Origin of the sequence: Aeromonas sp. 30P (assembly GCF_051919805.1) — a bacterium.
Lineage (GTDB): Bacteria > Pseudomonadota > Gammaproteobacteria > Enterobacterales > Aeromonadaceae > Aeromonas > Aeromonas veronii.
Genome location: NZ_JBQBEA010000001.1, coordinates 2,987,363 through 3,007,248 on the forward strand (window position 1 = coordinate 2,987,363; position 19,886 = coordinate 3,007,248).

Below are 19,886 nucleotides of genomic sequence, written 5' to 3' on the forward strand. Positions count from 1 at the left end.
GAACACATGATCCAGATCCAACCCAGTGCCAGGGCCTTGTTGCCACTTCTGGTTTTTCTCGCACTCTTTATCGGTACCGGTACCTGGCTGACCCTGCAGGGGGTCGAATTCGCCTTCTATCAGCTGCCCGCTCCGGTTGCTGCCCTGCCTGCGGTGATGCTGGCCCTGCTGCTTGGCAAAGAGAGCTTCAACAGCAATCTGGAGACCTTCTTCAAGGGGGTCGGCCACAGCAATATCATGGCGATGTGCCTTATCTATCTGCTGGCGGGCGCCTTTGCCAGCGTGGCCAAGGCCACCGGCGGCGTTGATGCCACCGTAGCGCTGGGTCTGTCGCTCATCCCCGGCTGGGCGCTACTGCCCGGACTGTTCCTCATCTCTGCCTTTATTGCTACCGCCATGGGCACCTCCATGGGCACCATAGGTGCCGTGGCGCCGGTGGCCTTCGGTGTGGCGCAGGCGGCCGGTATCGATCCGGTGCTGATGGCAGGTACCATTCTCTCCGGCGCCATGTTTGGCGATAACCTCTCCATCATGTCCGACACCACCATAGCAGCAACCCGCAGCCAGGGGTGCGAGATGAAGGACAAGTTCCGCGAAAACTTCAAGATTGCGGCCCCAGCTGCCATCGCGGTGATCCTGCTCTATCTGACCCTGGGGTCAGTGGGTGAATCCCCTGCCAGCGGCAGCGCCATCGAGCTGTTCAAGGTGATGCCTTATCTGCTGATCCTGGGGCTGGCGCTCGCCGGAGTGAATGTGTTTGTGGTGCTGGGGATCGGCATTCTGGCCGCCGGAGTGGTGGGCATGATCAACGGCTACGCCATCGGTCAGTTCAGCAAGGATATCTATCAGGGCTTTACCGGCATGCAGGAGATCTTCCTGCTCTCCATGCTGATCGGCGGCCTCGGCGCCCTGATGGAACGTCAGGGTGGACTGGCCTGGATCAGCGAGCGCATCAGCGCCCTGATTGCCCGTTTCACTCGCGAGCACAATGGTGAACAGAACGAGAAAGCCGCCGAGCTCGGCATCGCCGGGGTGGTGAGCCTCACCAACCTGTGCACCGCCAACAACACGGTGGCTATTATCGTCGCCAGCAAGGTAGCCCGGGATCTGGCCGAACACCACGGTGTCACCCCGCGCCGCGCCGCCTCCATGCTCGATATTTTCTCTTGCGTGGTACAGGGTCTGATCCCCTGGGGCGCACAGGCGCTGCTGCTGGGCTCCATCTTCGCCCTGTCACCGCTGGCGGTAGTGAGCATGAGTTTCTACCCGATGGCACTCTCTGTAGCGGCACTCATTGCAGTGTTTGTGAAGCACCAGATGCGCGGCAAAGCTGACAAGTAACAGACCAGAGGCTGGCGCGCCGACATGCCATCAACAGGGGCCACACCCTGGCACTTGTTGACTCACTATCGGATCCGCCAGCATTTATCCCACCGTCCCGGGCGGGGTTCCCCTGCCCCCCTTAACGTCAAGAGTGAATGTGCTAAGGTAGAGCGCGTTCAAGCCATCGATGCGCAGCTATACCAGAGGTTCCCCATGCATGAGTCCCAACCCGAACGTCAATCCCTGCGCCAACTGGTTCGTCAACGCCGCAAAAATCTGAGTCCGGCCGAGCAGCAATTGGCGGCCCAACAGCTGCTGGCCCAGTTCAAGCAACACCCCGAGATCCTCGCCGCCAAACGCATTGCCCTCTATCTGGCCAATGACGGGGAGATCAACCCCTTGCCCACCATCCATTGGCTGTGGGCCCAGCACAAAGAGGTTTACCTGCCGGTGCTCCACCCCTTTACCCCGGGTCACCTGCTCTTTTTGCGCTATACCGCCACCAGCCCCATGGTACGCAACCGCTACGGCATCGAAGAGCCGGAGCTGGATATCCTGCAGGTGGTGCCCCACAGCACGCTCGATCTTATCTGCACCCCGCTGGTCGCCTTCGATGCTCAGGGTAATCGTCTTGGCATGGGGGGCGGCTACTACGATCGCACTCTCGCCATCTGGCATGAGCACAAGCTGGGGCCCAAGCCGCTCGGCATTGCCCACGACTGCCAGCAGGTGGATGCCGTCCCGCAAGAGGAGTGGGATGTGCCGCTGCCCCAGATCATCACCCCGAGCCACTACTGGCGCTTTGAATAGGCTGTTTTTGGCCGGCAGCCCCTGCTTTGTGCGCGCAAACGCAGAATAAACAGGCAAACGATTTACAAACTCCCTCTTTTTGCCCCGGAATGTGAGCAACAAGGTCGCGACGGGGTACCGGGTTGGATATAATGCGCCCGCTTTTTTCTTAAGGAACGATCATGACTCAAGATGAAATGAAGAAGGCGGCCGGTTGGGCTGCGCTCAAGTATGTGGTTCCCGGCACCATCGTCGGGGTGGGCACCGGCTCTACCGTCAACCACTTTATCGACGCGCTGGCGACCATGAAGGACGAGATCAAGGGGGCGGTATCCAGCTCCGTGGCCTCTACCGAGCGCCTCAAGGGCTTCGGCATCACCGTATATGATCTCAACGAGATCGACGCCCTCTCCGTCTATGTGGATGGCACCGACGAGATCAACGCAACCCGCGACATGATCAAGGGCGGTGGCGCAGCCCTGACCCGCGAGAAGATTGTTGCCGCCGTCGCTGACAAGTTCATCTGCATCATCGACAACACCAAGACCGTCGACGTGCTGGGCCAGTTCCCGCTGCCGGTGGAAGTGATCCCGATGGCCCGCGAATACGTGGCCCGCGAAATTCGCAAACTGGGTGGCAACCCGGTGTGGCGTGAAGGCGTGGTCACCGACAACGGCAACCACATTCTGGATGTGAAAGGCATGGCCATTACCGACGCCAAGGCGCTGGAAGTACGACTGAACGCCATCGTTGGTGTGGTCACCAACGGCCTGTTCGCCGCCCGCGGCGCCGATGTGGTCCTGATCGGTACGCCGGACGGCGTGATTACCCAGTAATCCCGACACCGGTAGCACAGTGCAGCGGCATCCTCCCTCCCTCCCTCGCCAGCGCCACTCTGCAACCTCTGACGCAGCAGCGGCGTTGATTGAGCCCCGGGATGGGATATGACCCAAACATTGCACTGTGAATAAATGACGGCGCCTGATGGCGCCGTTTTTATTTATCCCTCAACAAGTTGCATACGGATGTTTACAACATTCGTTGATAACTTCAAAGAATTTGACTTTCGTCACAAATATTCCCTCTCCCAAACGTTTTTGCTACTTTACGGTTTTCTTCGCACACCAAATCTGCACTTACGTTTGCACATACAGAGGGATCGTCATGACTGCCAAGTTTTCGTTGGACAAGGATAAAATCAAGGTTCTGCTGCTGGAGGGGGTTCACCCCAACACCGTAGAGACCTTTCGTGCCGCAGGTTACACCAGTGTGGAGTATCTCAAGACCTCGCTCTCCGAAGAGGAGCTGATCGAGCAGATCCGCGACGTCCATTTCATCGGGCTGCGCTCCCGCACCCAGATCACCGAGAAAGTCCTCGACGCCGCCAACAAGCTGGTCGCCATCGGCTGCTTCTGCATCGGTACCAACCAGGTCGAGCTGGAAGCGGCCCAGATCCGCGGTATTCCGGTCTTCAACGCCCCCTTCTCCAACACCCGTTCGGTCGCCGAGCTGGTACTGGGCGAGATCCTGCTGCTGCTGCGCGGCATCCCCGAGAAGAATGCCAAGTGCCATCGCGGCGTGTGGGAAAAACTGGCCAACCGCTCGGTGGAAGCGCGCGGCAAGAAGCTTGGCATCATCGGCTACGGCCACATCGGTACCCAGCTTGGCATCATCGCCGAGAGCATCGGCATGAAAGTTTATTACTACGATATCGAGAACAAGCTCTCGCTGGGTAACGCCATTCAAGTGCCGAGCATGGTCGAGCTGCTCAATATGTCTGACGTCATCAGCCTGCACGTGCCGGAGACCGCCTCCACCAAGAACATGATCGGTGCCGAGCAACTGCGGATGATGAAGCCGGGCGCCATCTTCATCAACGCCGCCCGCGGTACTGTGGTGGATATCGATGCGCTGGCTGACGTCATCAAAAGCGGCCATATTGCCGGCGCCGCCATCGACGTCTTCCCGGTCGAGCCCAAGTCCAATGACGAGGAGTTCCAAAGCCCGCTGCGGGGGCTGGAAAACGTGATCCTGACCCCGCACATCGGTGGCACCACCCATGAAGCGCAGGAGAACATCGGGCTGGAAGTGGCCAACAAGCTGGTCAAATACTCCGACAACGGCTCCACCCTCTCCGCCGTCAACTTCCCGGAAGTGTCGCTGCCGGGCCACAAGGGCTCCAGCCGCCTGCTGCACATTCACCGCAACCAGCCGGGCGTGATGAACCAGATCAACCAGATCTTCGCCGAAGAGGGGATCAACATCGCCGGTCAATACCTGCAGACCAGCAGCCATATCGGTTACGTAGTGATCGACGTGGAGACCGAACACAGCGAGAAGGCGCTCGCCAAGCTCAAGGAGATCAACGGCACCATCCGCGCCCGCATCCTCCACTGATAGACCCGTTTATCCAAGCACCAAAAAGCCCGTCGTGATGACGGGCTTTTGTATGAAGCAGAACCTCAAAGCAGCGTAGTGGCTTACCACCACCCCAACAGGTTGCGGCCTACCAGCGCGCCCCACACCAGGGCATTGAGGGCCAACGCGATAAAGACGGCGGCAGAGCCCAAATCCTTGGCGCGACCGGAGAGCTCATGATGCTCGGAGCCAACCCTGTCTACCACAGCTTCAATGGCGGAGTTGAGGATCTCGACGATCACCACCAGCCAGCTGATGACGATAAGCAGCAGGATCTGGTTGAGAGAATCCCCCAGCCAGAAGGCAAGTGGCATCAGCAACAGGATCAGCATCAGCTCCTGCCGAAAAGCCGCCTCGTTAATCCAGGCTGACTTGAGCCCCTTCATGCTGTAACCGGTTGCGTTGATGATGCGGGTGACCCCGGTTGCCCCTGGCTTTGCCACGCTATCTACCTCATTTGGAATCGATTTTGGCCTCACATCCTATCAGAGCCCCCCAAGGTTTCAATCAGGGGACTTTTGCTTTATTTTATCTCTTTGCTTTTTCGCCCCTTGCGGCTGACACCACCCACTCGAGACTTGAGTTGTATGTCCATTCACACAGATGAATTGCGCACCCGTCGCCTGGAGTCACTGATCACTCCGAGCGAGCTTGCCCACGCGTTTCCGATCACCGATACCATTGCCCAGAATCTGCTGGATGCCCGTCGCGAAGTGGAAGCCATTCTGGCCGGAGACGATCAGCGCCTGCTAGTCATTGTCGGCCCCTGCTCTATCCATGATCCCGCTGCTGCTCGCGAGTATGCCCTGCGCCTCAACGCCCTGCGCGAGCAGTATAAAGAGAGTCTCTGCATCGTGATGCGCACCTACTTCGAGAAGCCGCGCACCATCGTCGGCTGGAAAGGGCTCATCAACGATCCGCGCCTCGATGGCAGTTTCGACGTCAACGAAGGGCTGAAACTGGCGCGCAAACTGCTGGTCGACATCAACGAGATCGGCATGCCAACCGCCACCGAATTCCTCGATATGGTGACCGGCCAGTATATTGCCGACCTCATCACCTGGGGCGCCATCGGCGCTCGTACCACCGAATCCCAGGTACACCGCGAGATGGCTTCGGCTCTCTCCTGCCCGGTCGGCTTCAAGAACGGCACCGACGGCAATACCCGCATCGCCATCGATGCGGTGCGCGCCGCCCGTCACAGCCACATCTTCTATTCGCCGGACAAAGACGGCAAGATGACCATCTACCGCACCGCCGGTAACCCCTTTGGTCATGTCATCCTGCGTGGCGGCCACCGACCCAACTACGACACCGCCAGTGTCGATGAAGCGTGTGAAGCGTTGGCCGATGTGGGCCTGCCGGAGCGTCTGGTGGTCGATTTCAGCCACGGCAACAGCATGAAGGATCACCGCCGTCAGCTGCTGGTGGCGCAAGATATCTGCGATCAGCTGCGCCGCGGCCGTACCGGCATCGCCGGCATCATGGCCGAGAGCTTCTTGGTGGAAGGGCGTCAGGATGTGGAGAACGGCTGCGCCGCCACCTTTGGCCAGAGCATCACAGATGCCTGCCTGTCATGGAGCGACACCGAAACCCTGCTGGCGATGCTGGCCGAAGCCGCACAGGTGCGCCTGAGCAAACAGGCTTGAACTGCGAATAAAACCAATGGGGCCGGTATTTTTGATACCGGCCCCTTCTTCTTGCTGTCAGCCGATTACGCTTCGCTAATCGGCACTACATGCGCCCTCTTTCCTGTACACCCTACTTACAAACTGGGCATAAACCACACGCGCCCTGCCGCTTCGATGCGGTCGGTGCGGATCTGGAATACCTGCGCCAGCAGCGCCTCATCCACCAGCTCGACACCCCCTTCGCGCACCACCGCGCCCTGTTGCAGGCAGAGAATGCGGTCGGCCCAGTCGATGGCCAGATTGATATCGTGGATGGCGAGCACCCCCAGCAATCCCTGCCCGGCCAGGGTTTTCAGCAAGCGCAATAGCGCCAGCTGGTGATGCAGGTCGAGCCCTGCTAGCGGCTCGTCCAGCAGCAGCACCTTGCCGGTCGGATTGAGGCCCGGCCACACCTGCAGCAGGGTGCGGGCAATCAGCACCCGCTGCTGCTCGCCCCCCGACAACCGGCTGAAATCACGAGCCAGCAAAGCTTCCAGCTCCAATGCCTCGCACAATGCATTTATCGCCTCGTTCTGTCTGGCGGGCGCAACCGCCTCATTGAGCCCGAGGCTCAACACCTGAAACACCGGAATATGAAACAGCTGGGGCTGACGCTGGGGTAGCATGGCACGCTGCTTGGCAAGCTCGGGCCAACTCATGTCAGTAAGCACTTTCCCCCCCAGCAGCACTGTGCCATCGGCGGGTAAAATCCCCGCCAGCGCCCCGAGCAGGGTCGACTTGCCACTGCCATTGGGGCCAAGCAGCGCCACCAACTGGCCGCCATGCCAGCGGATATCTAGGGGAGAGAGCCGTCCGGCAATGGCGAGTGCGCGCGCCTCCAGCAGCGGCACAGTAGCACGAGAAGAAACCGGCATGGGATCAGCGGGTGACATCGGCATCTTGCCTCCACAACGGGTAAATAAGGAGACTGCGCGCCCCGACCAAATCATGCAGATATTTATGCAGCACCATCGGCAGTTTGCCTCAATAGCAGGTAGATAAAGAGCGGCGCCCCCACCGAGGCGGTGATGACGCCGATAGGCAACTCCCCCGCGCTCAGGGTGGATCGAGCAACCAGATCGGCCGCCAGCAGCAGGGCCCCGCCGCCAAGCGCCGAGGCAGGCAGCAGAAAGCGCTGATCGCTGCCACCGCAGAGCCGCAGCAGATGGGGCACCACCAACCCGACAAAACCGATGACACCACACAACGACACCGCCACACCGGTCAGCAGACAGACCGCCAGCACCAGCCGCACCCGCATCTTGTCTACATCCATCCCCATCAGGCGGGCCTGGGTCTCCCCCAACAACAACTGTTGCAGCGCCTTGCCCTGCCAGCAGAGCCAGCACAGGGTGAGCGGCAGCACCAGCCACCACCAAGCAAACTGCTGGCTGCCGTAAGAGAGGCTGCCCATCATCCAGAACATGAATTCACGCAAGGAGCCATCATCGGCAAAGTACATCAACCAGGTCATGGCGGCATTGGTGAGAATGCCGATGGCGACGCCAAACAGCAGCAAGCGGGCATGACCGAGACGCGCCCGGCGAGCCAGCCGAATGAGCAACATGGTCACCAGCAAGGCGCCACCGAAGGCCGCCAGCGACAGCCCCCAGCCCGGCAGATAGAAGCCAAGGGATTTGGCCACCGCCATCGCCACCATGGCGGCAAGGCCTGCCCCGCTTGAAACGCCAAGCAACCCGGGCTCCGCCACCGGATTGTGCAGCATCACCTGCAACACGGCGCCGCCACAAGCAAGCGCGGCGCCAGCCAAGAGGGCCAGCAAGGCACGCGGCAGACGCAGCTCCAGCAGGATGCGCTGTTCGAGATCGCCAAGGGGCTGCCAGGGCAGCAGCACAAACTCGCCCCAGACGAGGGAGAAGAGAAACAGCAGTAAGGTCAGCAGCGTCAGGCCACAGAGCCAGCGCCGCTGCCAGCGCTGCTGGCGGGCGATAAGGGAGAGGTACAAGGATGATCCCCGAATAACAAGGCTTCCCCCCGGCCCTGTCGCAGCGCCGGGGGAGAAGCAGTAAAAGGGCATGATAACAGTGGCTTGCCACCCAAGGTCAAGGCTGGTAACGCTTTGCCATCACGCTTATCTCGCCGCTGGCCACCAGATTTTGCAGCGCCACCAGCAAGGGCTGGCGCAGCGACTGGTGAGGTGAGTGCTTGCTCATCCCCAGATAGAGGGTCACCGGCGTGGCGGGGCGGTAATCCGCCTTGCCTATCCGGCTGGCATTTCCCTGACTCAAGGCATAGTCCACCTGACAGTCGGTGCCAATCATCAGCGGCAGGTGACCGCGCTGCACCATGCGCAGCAGCTGATCTTCGGTGGGTACTCCGTGCTTGTCGAGGCGGCTGTCACTGTTGAAGGGCTCAAAGTAGGCGGAGTTGAGCACATAGCCCACCTTCACCCCCTGCAGATCGCGGTATTGGTGGATCCGGGCCACATTGACCGGCTGACCATAAAACGCGGGCCAGCACTGGTAGTAGGCAGGCTTCAGATAGTCGATAAACTGCGCCCGCTCGGCGGTATAGGCGAGACCAATCATCAGATCGACCTGGCCGGTCTGCATCTGCTTGAGCGCCCTGCCCCACGGCATCCGCCGTACCTGCAACTCAATGCCGCTCGCCTGTTGCAACCGGCGCAGGATGTCCATGTCGAGCCCCTGCAACCGGCCATCCGCTTGCAGGATGCGAAATGGCGGCCACAGATCGGTGGCTACCGTCAGCGTCGGGGCCGCACGCACCGGCATGGCAAATAACAGTAACAACACTATCCCGCATAACTTGCCCATCCCGTCGCATACCTCGCACGGCTTATCCTGTTGGTTAAAAATACCCTCCCGCACCACGTATGAAAACCCGTGGTTCAGGGATAAAATGCGCCGGATTTTCAAGGAGAACCCTATGAACCCGATTTTCACCAGTATCGGTCTGCTGCTCTGCAGCAACGTCTTTATGACCTTCGCCTGGTACGCTCACCTCAAGAGCATGAACCATAAACCCTGGATCATTGCCGCCCTGGTGAGCTGGGGTATCGCCCTGTTCGAATACCTGCTGCAAGTGCCCGCCAACCGCATCGGTCACACCGTGATGAGCGTGGGCCAACTGAAAATCCTGCAAGAAGTGATCACACTCACCGTATTCGTCCCCTTCTCTATCTTCTATCTCAAGGAAGATCTGAAATGGGACTATCTCTGGGCAGGGCTCTGTATTCTCGGTGCGGTCTTTTTTGTCTTTCGCGAGAAACTGACCGGCGCCTGAGGCTGTACACTCAATATCATCCCGCTCATGGCATCTCATTGATCGACGAGGCAAAAAAATGGAATTGCGAGATATGTTACAGATCCTGGCCAAGCAGGATGGCTCAGACCTCTATCTGTCGACCGGCGCGCCCCCCTGCGCCAAATTTAACGGCGGCCTGCGCCCCCTCAACGAAACGCCGCTGGAACCGGGTGAAGTGGCGCGGATCGCCGCCGAGATCATGGATGGCGAGCAGAAGCAGCAGTTCGAGAAGGATCTGGAGATGAACCTCGCCATCTCCCTGCCCCAGATCGGCCGCTTTCGGGTCAACATCTTCAAGCAGCGCAACGAAGTCTCTCTGGTGGCCCGCAACATCAAGACCGAAATCCCCCGCTTTGAAGATCTCAAACTCCCGCCTGTGTTGCTCGACACCATCATGGAGAAACGCGGTCTGGTGCTGTTTGTCGGCGGTACCGGCTCGGGTAAATCCACTTCGCTGGCGGCGCTTATCGACCACCGCAACCGCAACAGCGGCGGCCACATCATTACCATCGAGGATCCGGTGGAGTTCGTTCATCGCCACCGCAAGAGCATCATCAACCAGCGGGAGGTTGGCGTGGATACCCGCAGCTTCCACGCAGCCCTGAAAAACACCCTGCGTCAGGCGCCGGACGTCATTCTTATCGGCGAGATCCGCGATCGCGAGACCATGGAACATGCGCTGGCCTTCTCCGAAACCGGCCACCTTGCCATCTCCACCCTGCACGCCAACAACGCCAACCAGGCGCTGGATCGCATCATCAACTTCTTCCCCGAGGAGCGCCGCCCCCAGCTGCTCAACGATCTGGGCAACAACCTCAAGGCTTTTGTCTCCCAGCGGCTGGTGAAAACCACCGATGGTGGCCGCCGGGCCGCAGTGGAGATCATGCTCGGCACCCACACCATCCGCGACATGATCAAGCGCGGCGAATTTGGCGGCCTCAAAGAGGTGATGGAAAAATCCAAGGCCCTCGGCATGGTTACCTTCGACAGTGCACTGTTCGATCTGGTGGTGGAAGGGGTAATTGAGGAAGAAGAGGCGGTGAAGAACGCCGACTCGGCCAACAACCTGCGCCTCAAGATCAAGCTGTGGAAGGAGAAGGGGCAGATTGCCAGCAGCAGCGATGCCACCGGCTGGAGCCTCGAACCCACCAAGGACGAGAAGGGCGATTTTTTCTAACTAGCCCCTCGAGAACCCCGGGCCAGCCCGGGGTTCTCTTTATCCAGCACGGCTGGCCCGACTTATCCCTCAGCTCACGAAGAGCACTGCCAGTCAGCACCAACGGCGAACGCGCTGGCAATACGCCACATACTCGTCGCCGAAACGGGCGCGCAGCAGCCGCTCCTCCGGCATGATCTGAAAGCGAGTTAGCCAGGCCACCAGCACGATTGGCCCAACCCAGATCCAACTTCCACCGAGATAACAGCCCCAGGCGGCCAGCCAGCAGAGCAAGCCCAGATACATGGGATTGCGACTGACACGATAAACGCCGCAGGTTACCAGACGACTGGTGTGCTGAGGTTTGGTGGGGCTGACCGTGGTCTGGTGGTGACGAAATCGTTGCAGGGCCCCAAAGCCCATGATGGCCCCCGCCACGACCAGCACAGCAATCAGCGCCATTGCCCAGATGCCGGGCTGGCTCTCCCCTCTTAGCCACCACATGGCCCCGGCACAGAGCAGGAAGATCAGCGGTGGTGGCAAACGTAACTCAAGATTGACCATTTTATTCCCCTGACGAGTGTCGGCCGAACCCGTGTTGCGGTAGACTCCCAACCAGTCAGCGCCTGTTGAGAGTGACAAAGATCATAATAATAACAACAAGTTGTGGTTAAACCACCACCAATGTGGCCGACCCCGTCCAAACTATCCAACGCGAACAACAAAAAGGAATCACCATGCACAAGAAAACTCTGCTGGCTACCCTGATCTTCGGCCTGCTCGCGGGCCAAGCCGTTGCGGCTCCCTATCTGCCCCTTGCGACGGATCATCGCAGCGGCCAGGAGCAAACCGCCAGCAACGCCTGGTTGGAAGTGGATCTGGGCGCCTTTGAACACAATATCCAGACCCTCAAGGATCGCCTCGGCGACAAGGGCCCGCAGATCTGCGCCATCATGAAGGCCGACGCTTATGGTCATGGCATCGACCTGCTGGTCCCCTCCGTGGTCAAGGCCAATATCCCCTGCATCGGCATCGCCAGCAACGAAGAGGCGCGCGTCGCCCGCGAGAAGGGCTTTACCGGCCGTCTGATGCGGGTGCGTGCCGCCACCCCGGATGAAGTAGAGCAGGCCCTGCCCTACAAGATGGAGGAGCTGATCGGCAGTCTGGTGAGTGCCCAGGGTATCGCCGATATCGCCCAGCGCCACCACACCACCATTCCGGTGCATATTGCACTCAACTCCGCCGGCATGAGCCGCAACGGCATCGACCTGCGTCTGGCCGATGCCAAGCAGGATGCGCTGGCCATGCTCAAGCTAAAGGGGATCACCCCGGTCGGCATCATGACCCACTTCCCGGTGGAGGAGAAAGAGGACGTCAAGATGGGGCTGGCCCAGTTCAAACTGGACTCCCAGTGGCTGCTGGAAGCGGGCAAGCTGGATCGCAGCAAGATCACCATCCACGCCGCCAACTCCTTCGCCACCCTGGCCGTGCCGGACGCCTACTTCGACATGGTGCGCCCGGGCGGCCTGCTCTACGGCGACTCCATCCCCTCCCACACCGAGTACAAGCGGGTGATGGCATTCAAGACCCAGGTTGCCTCGGTCAACCACTATGCAGCGGGTAACACCGTCGGTTATGACCGCACCTTTACCCTCAAGCGTGACTCCTGGCTCGCCAACCTGCCGCTGGGCTACTCCGATGGCTATCGCCGCGCCCTCAGCAACAAAGCCTATGTGCTGATCCAGGGTCAGAAGGTGCCGGTGGTCGGCAAGACCTCCATGAACACCATCATGGTGGACGTGACGGATCTGAAAGGGGTGAAACCCGGCGACGAGGTGGTGCTGTTTGGCCGTCAGGGTGAAGCCGAAGTGAAACAGGCGGATCTGGAGGAGTACAACGGCGCCCTGCTGGCGGACATGTACACCATCTGGGGCTACACCAACCCCAAGAAGATCAAACGCTGATAAGACGATATGAAAAAGGGCTCCCGCGGGAGCCCTTGTTGTTATTGCTTAATTGTCTGCCGCGCTCAAGCGGCCTTTTTACGGGTCACAAACAGACTCAGCCCCATGGATGCCAGCAGGATCAATGCAACTACGCCCAGTGCAATGCCGGTCGGGATCTTGAAGATATCCAGCAGTAGCATCTTGACCCCGATAAACATCAGGATCAGCGCCAGACCGTATTTGAGCAGGGCGAAGCGATCAGCCACACCTGCCAGCAGGAAGTACATGGCACGCAGCCCCATGATGGCGAAGATGTTGGAGGTCAGCACGATGAAGGGATCCGTGGTCACCGCGAAGATGGCCGGGATACTGTCCACCGCGAAGATGAGATCGCTCACCTCCACCAGCACCAGGATCAACAGCAGCGGGGTGGCATAGCGCACACCGTCACGCCAGACGAAAAACTTCTCCCCTTCCAGGGTCTCGGTCACCTTGAAGCGACGGCGCATCCAGCCTAGCAGCGGATTGTTGGCCAAGTCAGGCTCCTTGTCGGCCGCCCACAACATCTTGGCACCGGTCAGCAGCAGGAAAGCGCCGAACAGGTAGAGGATCCAGTGGAACTGCTCGATAAGCCAGCTACCGGCGAACACCATACCGGCACGCATCACGATGGCACCCAGCACCCCGTAGAGCAGTACCCGGCGCTGCAGCTCGGCCGGAATGGCAAAGTAGCCGAACAGCATCAGCCAGACGAAGACGTTGTCCACTGCCAGCGCTTTCTCGATGAGGTAGCCGGTAAGGAACTCCAGCCCCTTCTGATTGGCGATTTCACGGCCCGCGCTGTGATCCAGCCAGAGCCAGATAGCCAGGTTGAAGAGCAGCGCCACGCTGACCCAGATGAGGGACCAGACACCCGCCTCTTTGAGGGACACCTTGTGTGACTTGCCACCACCGACAAAGCGTATGTCTATCCATAACAGGACCAGCACTATGCTGAAGAAACCGGTCCACATCCACCATTCACCCATGTTCACTTCTCCCAAAAACGACAAAACCCACGACCGAGAGGCGTGGGTTTGCGTTTGGAGCAGATACACCTTGCCTCTCGGCAAGGTCTCACTTACAGCTGATTTGCATCAACTGCCCGGCTGCCGGGTGCACTGCAGGAAATGGGTGCACCGTAATGACGACAAACCGGCGAGAAGTTACTCCCCTTGTTGAGCGGATAGTAGCAGCGGTAAAAGATAACGCCAAGAGGCATCTTCACTGCCGTCAAAAATAAATCGGGGCCCCATCAAGGAGCCCCGCAAACAGGTTCAACACATCCCCATCAGAGCGGATCGACCTTGAGGCAGGAGACCGCGTGATCGAAGTTCCCCTCCAGCACGGGGCGGGTCTTGGCACACTCGGGGCCAGCCACCGGGCAGCGGGTGCGGAACACGCAACCGGACGGCGGGTTCATCGGTGAGGGCAAATCCCCCTCCAGGATCTGGATCACCTTGTTGCGCTCCAGCTCAGGGTCCGGGATCGGCACCGCTGACATCAGCGCCTTGGTGTAGGGGTGCAACGGGTTGGCGAAGATCTCCTTGCGGGTCCCCAACTCGACGGCGTTGCCCAGATACATCACCAGCACCCGATCGGAGATATGCTTGACCACCGACAGGTCGTGGGCGATGAAGATGAGCGACAGCCCCATCTCCTTTTGCAGGGATTTGAGCAGGTTGACCACCTGCGCCTGAATGGATACGTCCAGCGCCGACACCGGCTCGTCGCAGATGATCATCTTGGGCTCGAGGATCAGCGCCCGGGCAATCCCGATCCGCTGGCACTGGCCGCCGGAGAACTCGTGCGGATAGCGGTTGACCAGGTTGGGCAAGAGCCCCACCTTGCTCATCATGGCGCGCACCTTCTCTTTCACCTCTTCCCGCGGCAGGTTGGGGTAGAAGGTGATGAGCGGCTCGGCGATGATGTCGCCAATGGTCATGCGCGGGTTCAGAGAAGCCAGCGGGTCCTGGAAGATCATCTGGATCTCTTTGCGCTTCTCGCGCAGGGCATTCTGATCGAGCTTGGTGAGATCGTCACCCAGCCACACCACCTTGCCATCGGTGGCCGGTACCAGACCGATGATGGCGCGGGCAAAGGTCGATTTTCCGCAGCCGGACTCCCCCACCACGCCGAGGGTTTCACCCTCATAGAGACGCAAGGTCACACCATCGACCGCCTTGAGGTCAGACGGCTTGGCCCAGGGCCACGCCTTGCCACTCTTGATACTGAAGTGGACCTTGAGATCAGACACTTCCAACAGCAATTTTTTGTCGGCACCCATTTAGTTGGCCCCCTTGTTGATGGCATCCGAAACCCAGTGCCAGTGGCAAAACCGCTCCCGACCGTCGTTGAACGGCTTCAGAGGCATGGATGATTGCTGGCCGCAGTTAACAGCATTCATACGCTTACCTCCTTGGCGTTGATGGCATCAGATATCCAGTGGCAAGCACGCTCCCGACCATCGTTGAACGGGGTCAGGATCGGTGACTGCTGGCCGCAAATCTCGCTGACCCGGTGGCAACGCTCCTGGAAGGGGCAACCGGTGGGCAGACGCAGCAAGTTGGGCGGATTGCCCGGGATGGTGGGCAGCACTTCCCCTTCGGTATCGAGGCGGGGAATGGCGCGCAGCAGGCCTTCGGTGTAGGGGTGGCTCGGGCGATAGAAGATATCGTCTACCTTGCCGTATTCCATGGTACGACCGGCATACATCACCAGCACCTTGTTGCAGATACCGGCGACCACGCCAAGGTCATGGGTGATCATGATGATGGCGGTGTTGAACTCGCGCTTGAGCTCGTTCATCAGAGTCATGATCTGGGCCTGTACGGTCACGTCGAGTGCAGTAGTCGGTTCGTCGGCGATCAGCAGTTGCGGCCGGCAGAGCAGTGCCATGGCGATCATCACCCGCTGACGCATGCCGCCGGAGAACTCGTGGGGATACATGCCCATCCGCTTGCGTGCTTCGGGAATTTTGACCGCATCGAGCATCCGTACCGACTCTTCGAACGCTTCCGCCTTGCTGACGCCCTTATGCAACATCAGCACTTCCATCAGCTGGTCCTGCACCTTCATGTAGGGGTTGAGCGAGGTCATGGGGTCCTGGAAGATCATGGCGATCTTCTCGGAGCGGATCTTGTTGAGCTTGGACTCCGGCAGGTTGAGGATCTCCTCACCCTGAAACTTGGCGGAACCGGTAATAATGCCGTTTTTGGCCAGCAGCCCCATGATGGCAAAGGCCGTCTGGGATTTGCCGGAGCCGGACTCGCCGACGATCCCCAGGGTTTCACCCGCAGAGAGAGAAAAGTTGAGGTCGTTGACCGCCACCACATTGCCGTCCGGGGTCTTGAACTCGACCCGCAGATCTTTCACATCCAGTAACTTCATATAAAAACTCCTTATCGATCTTTCGTGATGCTTTCCTGTCGACCCGATGCTCGATTAACGATCTTTCGGATCGAGGGCGTCACGCAGACCATCCCCGAGGAAGTTGAAGCAAAACAGGGTCACCACCATAAAGCAGGCGGGGAACAGCAGTTGCCAGATGGCCACTTCCATCGACTTGGAGCCTTCATCCAGCAGGGCACCCCAGCTGGTCATCGGTTCCTGAACACCAAGGCCCAGGAAACTCAGGAAGGATTCAAACATGATCATGCCCGGCACCAGCAAGGTGGCGTAGACGGCCACGATACCGAGTACGTTCGGTACGATGTGACGGGTAATGATCTTCCACTTGGAGACGCCACAGACGTGGGCTGCCTCGATAAACTCCTTGCTCTTGAGGCTCAGGGTCTGGCCGCGCACGATCCGCGCCATGTCGAGCCAGCTCACCGCCCCGATGGCGATAAAGATGAGTGCCAGATGCGGCCAAAGAAGGTGACCAGCATGATGACAAAGAACATGAAGGGGAAGGCGTTGAGGATCTCCAGTACCCGCATCATCAGGCTGTCGACCCGCCCGCCGATAAAACCGGAGGCAGCGCCATACAAAGTACCGATGATGACCGCCACCATGGCGCCCATGATGCCGACCATCAGGGAGATGCGACCGCCCAGCAGGGTGCGCACGAACAGATCGCGCCCCAGGCTGTCGGTACCAAAGTAGTGACCCGCTTCCATATCGGGCGGCGACTGCATGGCGCCCCAGTCCGGATCGTCAAAGGTGTATTGGGACAGATGGGGGCCAAAGATGACCGCCAGACCGATGATGGTCAGAATGATCAGGCTGGTCAGGGCCGCCTTGTTGCGCAGGAAACGGCAACGGGCATCCTTCCACAGGGAGCGCCCCTCCACCACTTCCACTTTTTGCGCGAACGCCTCGACGGCATCGCGTTTTTCAGTTGAAACAACCATGATGAACTCCCGAATTAGTAACGGATCTTGGGATCGATAAAGGCGTAGAGAATATCGACCACAGCGTTAAAGGTGATGGTGAGGGCGCCGACCAGAATGGTCAGACCGAGCACCATGGAGTAATCACGGTTAAGGGCACCGTTGACGAACAGCTGACCGATCCCCGGCAGGCCGAAGATGGTCTCGATCACCACGGAACCTGTGATGATGCCGACAAAGGCCGGGCCCAGATAGGAGACCACTGGCAGCATAGCCGGACGCAGCGCGTGTTTCAGGATGATGTGGCGCAGCGGCAAGCCCTTGGCACGGGCGGTACGGATGAAGTTGGAGTTCATGGTCTCGATCATGCTGCCCCGCATGATCCGCGAGATGGCAGAGATGTAGTACATCATCATGCCGAACACCGGCAGCACCATAAACTGGATGCCACCCCCCTGCCAGCCACCGGCAGGGAACCAACCCAGATGAATACTGAAAAACAGCACCAGCAAGGGCGCCAGCACAAAGCCCGGGATCACCACCCCGGCCATGGCCGACGACATCAGTAGATAGTCGATGATGGTGTTCTGTTTCAGTGCCGCTATGGTGCCGAAGGTGACCCCCAGCAGCACGGCGAAGAAGAAGGCCGTGGTCCCGATCTTGGCGGAAACAGGCAGCGCCTGGCTCACCAGATCATTGACGGTGAAATCCTTGTATTTAAAAGAGGGTCCCAAATCACCCTGCACCAGGTTGCCCAGGTAGGTGAGATATTGCATGCCAATGGGTTTGTCGAGCCCATATTTGGCCTCGATGTTGGCGATGACTTCGGGGGGCAGTGAACGCTCGCTGGTAAAGGGGTTACCGGGGGCGAAACGCATCATGAAGAAAGAGACGGTGATCAAGACCAGCAGAGTCGGGATCGCTTCCAATAGCCGTTTAAAAATGAATTTCAACATAGACATTTCCTGTCCTGTACTGCTTCCAAATGGTCGCGGTTGTAATAAAGGCCCGCCGTCCGGCGGGCCCTGCTTGTTATGCGACTTGTTGCTTTAAATCAGTGAGCAATGATGTACATATCTTTGCTGTAGAGGTTATCCAGCGGGTTGGCCGGATAGCCGCCTACATAGGGTTTGACCATACGGGCAGTCACGTACTGGTAGATGGGGGCGATCGGCATGTCCTTGGCCAGGATCTCTTCAGCCTGGACGTAGAGCTTGTTACGGGCCGCCACATCAACCTGATCACGGGACGAATCCATCAGCTTGTCGAACTCCGGATTGGAGTACTTGCCGTCGTTGTTGCCGTGGGTGGTCTGCATCAGATCCAGCATGGAGGAGGCTTCGTTGTAGTCGGCGATCCAGCCGGCACGACCTACGTCAAACTGACCCTGTTTCTTGGTTTCCAGGTAAGTTTTCCACTCCTGGTTGACCAGGCTCACCTGCACCCCCAGCTTCTTCCACATGGAGGCCACGGCCACAGCCACTTTCTTGTGGTTGTCATCGGTGTTGTAGAGCAGCTCGAACTTCAGCGGCTTGCTGGCATCGAAACCGGCCTCTTGCAGCAGCGCCTTGGCCTTGGCATCACGCTCGGCCTGGGTCATCTTCGACCACTCGGGCGCTACCGGCTTGAAGCCATCGACGAAGTCCGGCACCAGGGTGTAACCGGGCGTCTGACCCTGCCCCATCACCTTGTCGGCGATCACGTTACGATCGATGGCATAGGAGAGCGCAGTACGGACGCGCACATCGTCAAACGGCTTCTTCTTGACGTTGTACTGGTAGTAGTAAGTACCAACATAACCGGTCACTTTCAGCTCGTCCGGCTTCTCTTTCTTCATCTGCTTGAAGCGCTCGATGGGCATCTGATAGGTGATGTCCACTTCGCCCGCCAGATAGCGGCTCAGGTCAGCGTTGGTAGACTGGATGGGCAGATAGACCACCTTGTTGATGACGGTCTTGCCATCGTTCCAGTAGTGCTTGTTGCGCTCCACTTCGACGCGCTCGTTCACCACCCAGTTCTTCAGGGTATAGGCACCGTTGGATACCATATTTTCCGGCTGGGTCCACTTGTCACCGAACTTCTCGATCACCTTCTTCGGTACCGGATAGGTGGTGGTGTGGGAGAGCATGCTGACGAAGTAAGGGATCGCTTTCTCGAGCTGCACTTCGAAGGTGTAGTCGTCGGTCGCCTTCACGCCCAGCGTATCAGCCGGCTTTTTACCTGCGATGATCTCGGAGGCATTGGCAATGGTCGGGATCTCCAGATACCAGGAGTAAGGAGAGGCGGTTTTCGGATCAACGGCACGCTGGAAAGCAAAAACGAAATCGTGGGCAGTGACCGGGTCACCGTTGGACCACTTGGCATCTTTGCGCAGGTGGAAGACGTAGTGCTTGTTATCCTTGGTTTCCCAGGATTCAGCCACAGCCGGGAGAATTTCCCCTTTCGGGCCGGAAGCAACGAGCCCCTCGAACAGGTCGCGCAGGATATTGGATTCGACCGTTCCTTCGGTCTTGTGCGGGTCAAGGGTCGCAGGCTCGGAGCCGTTGCCTTTTACCAGTTGCTGGACTTCAGCCAGCTTGGTTCCCGCCGGAACATCGGCAGCCTGAACCACATTGACGCCACCAAACAGTGCAGCCACCAGCAATGTGTTAATCATTGTTTTTTTATGAGTCATTTCCCTACTCCAACAAGAACATTCCATGCGTTTTTTAAAGTGACGGGGTTAAAACCCGCTCCCAGCATAATTCCCTGCCAATTCCGATAATGCAACAGATATTGTCAGGGTAATCGTCATTTTCTGGTCAAAAAATCAGCTGAGGTGCGCTTTTTCAGTATTAAAACACCAGCAAGGCGCTCATTTTTCACACAAACGACCGATTCTAGAAAAGACCGGGCAAAAAGCAACCAATAAAAAGCCGGTCACGAG

19 protein-coding genes and 1 pseudogene are annotated in these 19,886 nt (G+C 58.9%); 8 read left to right on the forward strand and 12 right to left on the reverse strand.

Annotated features, from left to right (window positions below):
- Positions 1-6: 6 nt before the first annotated feature.
- The 4 genes from ACTG2B_RS13820 to serA all read left to right on the forward strand — a co-directional run bounded on the left by ACTG2B_RS13820 (position 7) and on the right by serA (position 4,509).
- The gene (locus tag ACTG2B_RS13820) at positions 7-1,341 is read left to right on the forward strand and encodes a Na+/H+ antiporter NhaC family protein (RefSeq protein WP_439996115.1); all 1,335 of its coding nucleotides are present in this window, start codon (positions 7-9) and stop codon (positions 1,339-1,341) included.
- Between the two features lie 195 nt (positions 1,342-1,536).
- The gene (locus tag ACTG2B_RS13825) at positions 1,537-2,133 is read left to right on the forward strand and encodes a 5-formyltetrahydrofolate cyclo-ligase (RefSeq protein ID WP_429201920.1); all 597 of its coding nucleotides are present in this window, start codon (positions 1,537-1,539) and stop codon (positions 2,131-2,133) included.
- A gap of 161 nt (positions 2,134-2,294) precedes the next feature.
- Entirely contained in the window at positions 2,295-2,948 is a 654-nt protein-coding gene (rpiA, locus tag ACTG2B_RS13830) for a ribose-5-phosphate isomerase RpiA (protein ID WP_439996117.1), read from the forward strand.
- A gap of 328 nt (positions 2,949-3,276) precedes the next feature.
- Entirely contained in the window at positions 3,277-4,509 is a 1,233-nt protein-coding gene (gene serA, locus ACTG2B_RS13835; RefSeq protein ID WP_005337639.1) for a phosphoglycerate dehydrogenase, read from the forward strand.
- 83 nt (positions 4,510-4,592) lie between these two features.
- Here the strand turns inward: serA and ACTG2B_RS13840 are convergent, their stop codons facing one another.
- Positions 4,593-4,973: a diacylglycerol kinase gene (locus tag ACTG2B_RS13840; RefSeq protein ID WP_005337641.1), complete on the reverse strand. Its 381-nt coding sequence runs from the start codon at positions 4,971-4,973 to the stop codon at positions 4,593-4,595.
- 144 nt (positions 4,974-5,117) lie between these two features.
- Here ACTG2B_RS13840 and ACTG2B_RS13845 point away from each other — a divergent pair, with 144 nt between their 5' ends.
- Positions 5,118-6,179, forward strand: coding sequence for a 3-deoxy-7-phosphoheptulonate synthase (locus ACTG2B_RS13845; protein ID WP_103252338.1), 1,062 nt, complete (start codon positions 5,118-5,120; stop codon positions 6,177-6,179).
- A gap of 116 nt (positions 6,180-6,295) precedes the next feature.
- Here the strand turns inward: ACTG2B_RS13845 and ACTG2B_RS13850 are convergent, their stop codons facing one another.
- The 3 genes from ACTG2B_RS13850 to ACTG2B_RS13860 form a co-directional block, all read right to left on the reverse strand.
- A complete protein-coding gene (locus ACTG2B_RS13850) occupies positions 6,296-7,093 on the reverse strand; it encodes an ATP-binding cassette domain-containing protein (RefSeq protein ID WP_439996940.1) in 798 nt (265 codons plus the stop codon).
- Between the two features lie 65 nt (positions 7,094-7,158).
- Positions 7,159-8,166, reverse strand: a complete 1,008-nt coding sequence (btuC, locus tag ACTG2B_RS13855) for a vitamin B12 ABC transporter permease BtuC (protein ID WP_439996120.1) — start codon at positions 8,164-8,166, stop codon at positions 7,159-7,161.
- Positions 8,167-8,263: 97 nt separating this feature from the next.
- Positions 8,264-8,995, reverse strand: a complete 732-nt coding sequence (locus tag ACTG2B_RS13860; RefSeq protein WP_162519721.1) for a substrate-binding periplasmic protein — start codon at positions 8,993-8,995, stop codon at positions 8,264-8,266.
- A gap of 112 nt (positions 8,996-9,107) precedes the next feature.
- Here ACTG2B_RS13860 and ACTG2B_RS13865 point away from each other — a divergent pair, with 112 nt between their 5' ends.
- Both ACTG2B_RS13865 and tapW read left to right on the forward strand, forming a co-directional pair.
- Complete coding sequence (locus ACTG2B_RS13865) at positions 9,108-9,464, forward strand: DMT family protein (RefSeq protein ID WP_005337656.1); 357 nt, start codon at positions 9,108-9,110, stop codon at positions 9,462-9,464.
- Positions 9,465-9,522: 58 nt separating this feature from the next.
- The gene (gene tapW, locus ACTG2B_RS13870) at positions 9,523-10,662 is read left to right on the forward strand and encodes a type IVa pilus ATPase TapW (protein WP_005353124.1); all 1,140 of its coding nucleotides are present in this window, start codon (positions 9,523-9,525) and stop codon (positions 10,660-10,662) included.
- A gap of 93 nt (positions 10,663-10,755) precedes the next feature.
- On the opposite strand, the gene ACTG2B_RS13875 is transcribed toward tapW, so the two are convergent.
- Entirely contained in the window at positions 10,756-11,205 is a 450-nt protein-coding gene (locus ACTG2B_RS13875) for a methyltransferase family protein (protein WP_069529813.1), read from the reverse strand.
- Positions 11,206-11,378: 173 nt separating this feature from the next.
- Here ACTG2B_RS13875 and alr point away from each other — a divergent pair, with 173 nt between their 5' ends.
- A complete protein-coding gene (alr, locus tag ACTG2B_RS13880; protein WP_115521082.1) occupies positions 11,379-12,605 on the forward strand; it encodes an alanine racemase in 1,227 nt (408 codons plus the stop codon).
- A 65-nt stretch (positions 12,606-12,670) separates the two neighbouring features.
- Here the strand turns inward: alr and ACTG2B_RS13885 are convergent, their stop codons facing one another.
- The 7 genes and pseudogenes from ACTG2B_RS13885 to ACTG2B_RS13915 form a co-directional block, all read right to left on the reverse strand.
- Complete coding sequence (locus tag ACTG2B_RS13885) at positions 12,671-13,615, reverse strand: TerC family protein (protein ID WP_005337664.1); 945 nt, start codon at positions 13,613-13,615, stop codon at positions 12,671-12,673.
- A 302-nt stretch (positions 13,616-13,917) separates the two neighbouring features.
- Positions 13,918-14,913 carry a murein tripeptide/oligopeptide ABC transporter ATP binding protein OppF gene (gene oppF / locus ACTG2B_RS13890; RefSeq protein WP_005337666.1) on the reverse strand — a complete coding sequence of 332 codons (996 nt, stop codon included), beginning with the start codon at positions 14,911-14,913 and terminating at the stop codon, positions 13,918-13,920.
- The gene (locus ACTG2B_RS13895; RefSeq protein ID WP_042056508.1) at positions 14,914-15,033 is read right to left on the reverse strand and encodes a hypothetical protein; all 120 of its coding nucleotides are present in this window, start codon (positions 15,031-15,033) and stop codon (positions 14,914-14,916) included.
- Positions 15,030-16,016, reverse strand: a complete 987-nt coding sequence (locus tag ACTG2B_RS13900) for an ABC transporter ATP-binding protein (RefSeq protein WP_042056506.1) — start codon at positions 16,014-16,016, stop codon at positions 15,030-15,032. Before ACTG2B_RS13900 ends, ACTG2B_RS13895 begins: the two co-directional genes overlap by 4 nt.
- Before the next feature lie 54 nt (positions 16,017-16,070).
- Positions 16,071-16,981 (reverse strand): annotated as a pseudogene (gene oppC, locus ACTG2B_RS13905) (oligopeptide ABC transporter permease OppC).
- A 14-nt stretch (positions 16,982-16,995) separates the two neighbouring features.
- Complete coding sequence (gene oppB, locus ACTG2B_RS13910) at positions 16,996-17,916, reverse strand: oligopeptide ABC transporter permease OppB (RefSeq protein WP_005337672.1); 921 nt, start codon at positions 17,914-17,916, stop codon at positions 16,996-16,998.
- A gap of 98 nt (positions 17,917-18,014) precedes the next feature.
- Positions 18,015-19,634, reverse strand: coding sequence for an ABC transporter substrate-binding protein (locus ACTG2B_RS13915; protein WP_236350250.1), 1,620 nt, complete (start codon positions 19,632-19,634; stop codon positions 18,015-18,017).
- Between the last annotated feature and the right edge of the window lie 252 nt (positions 19,635-19,886).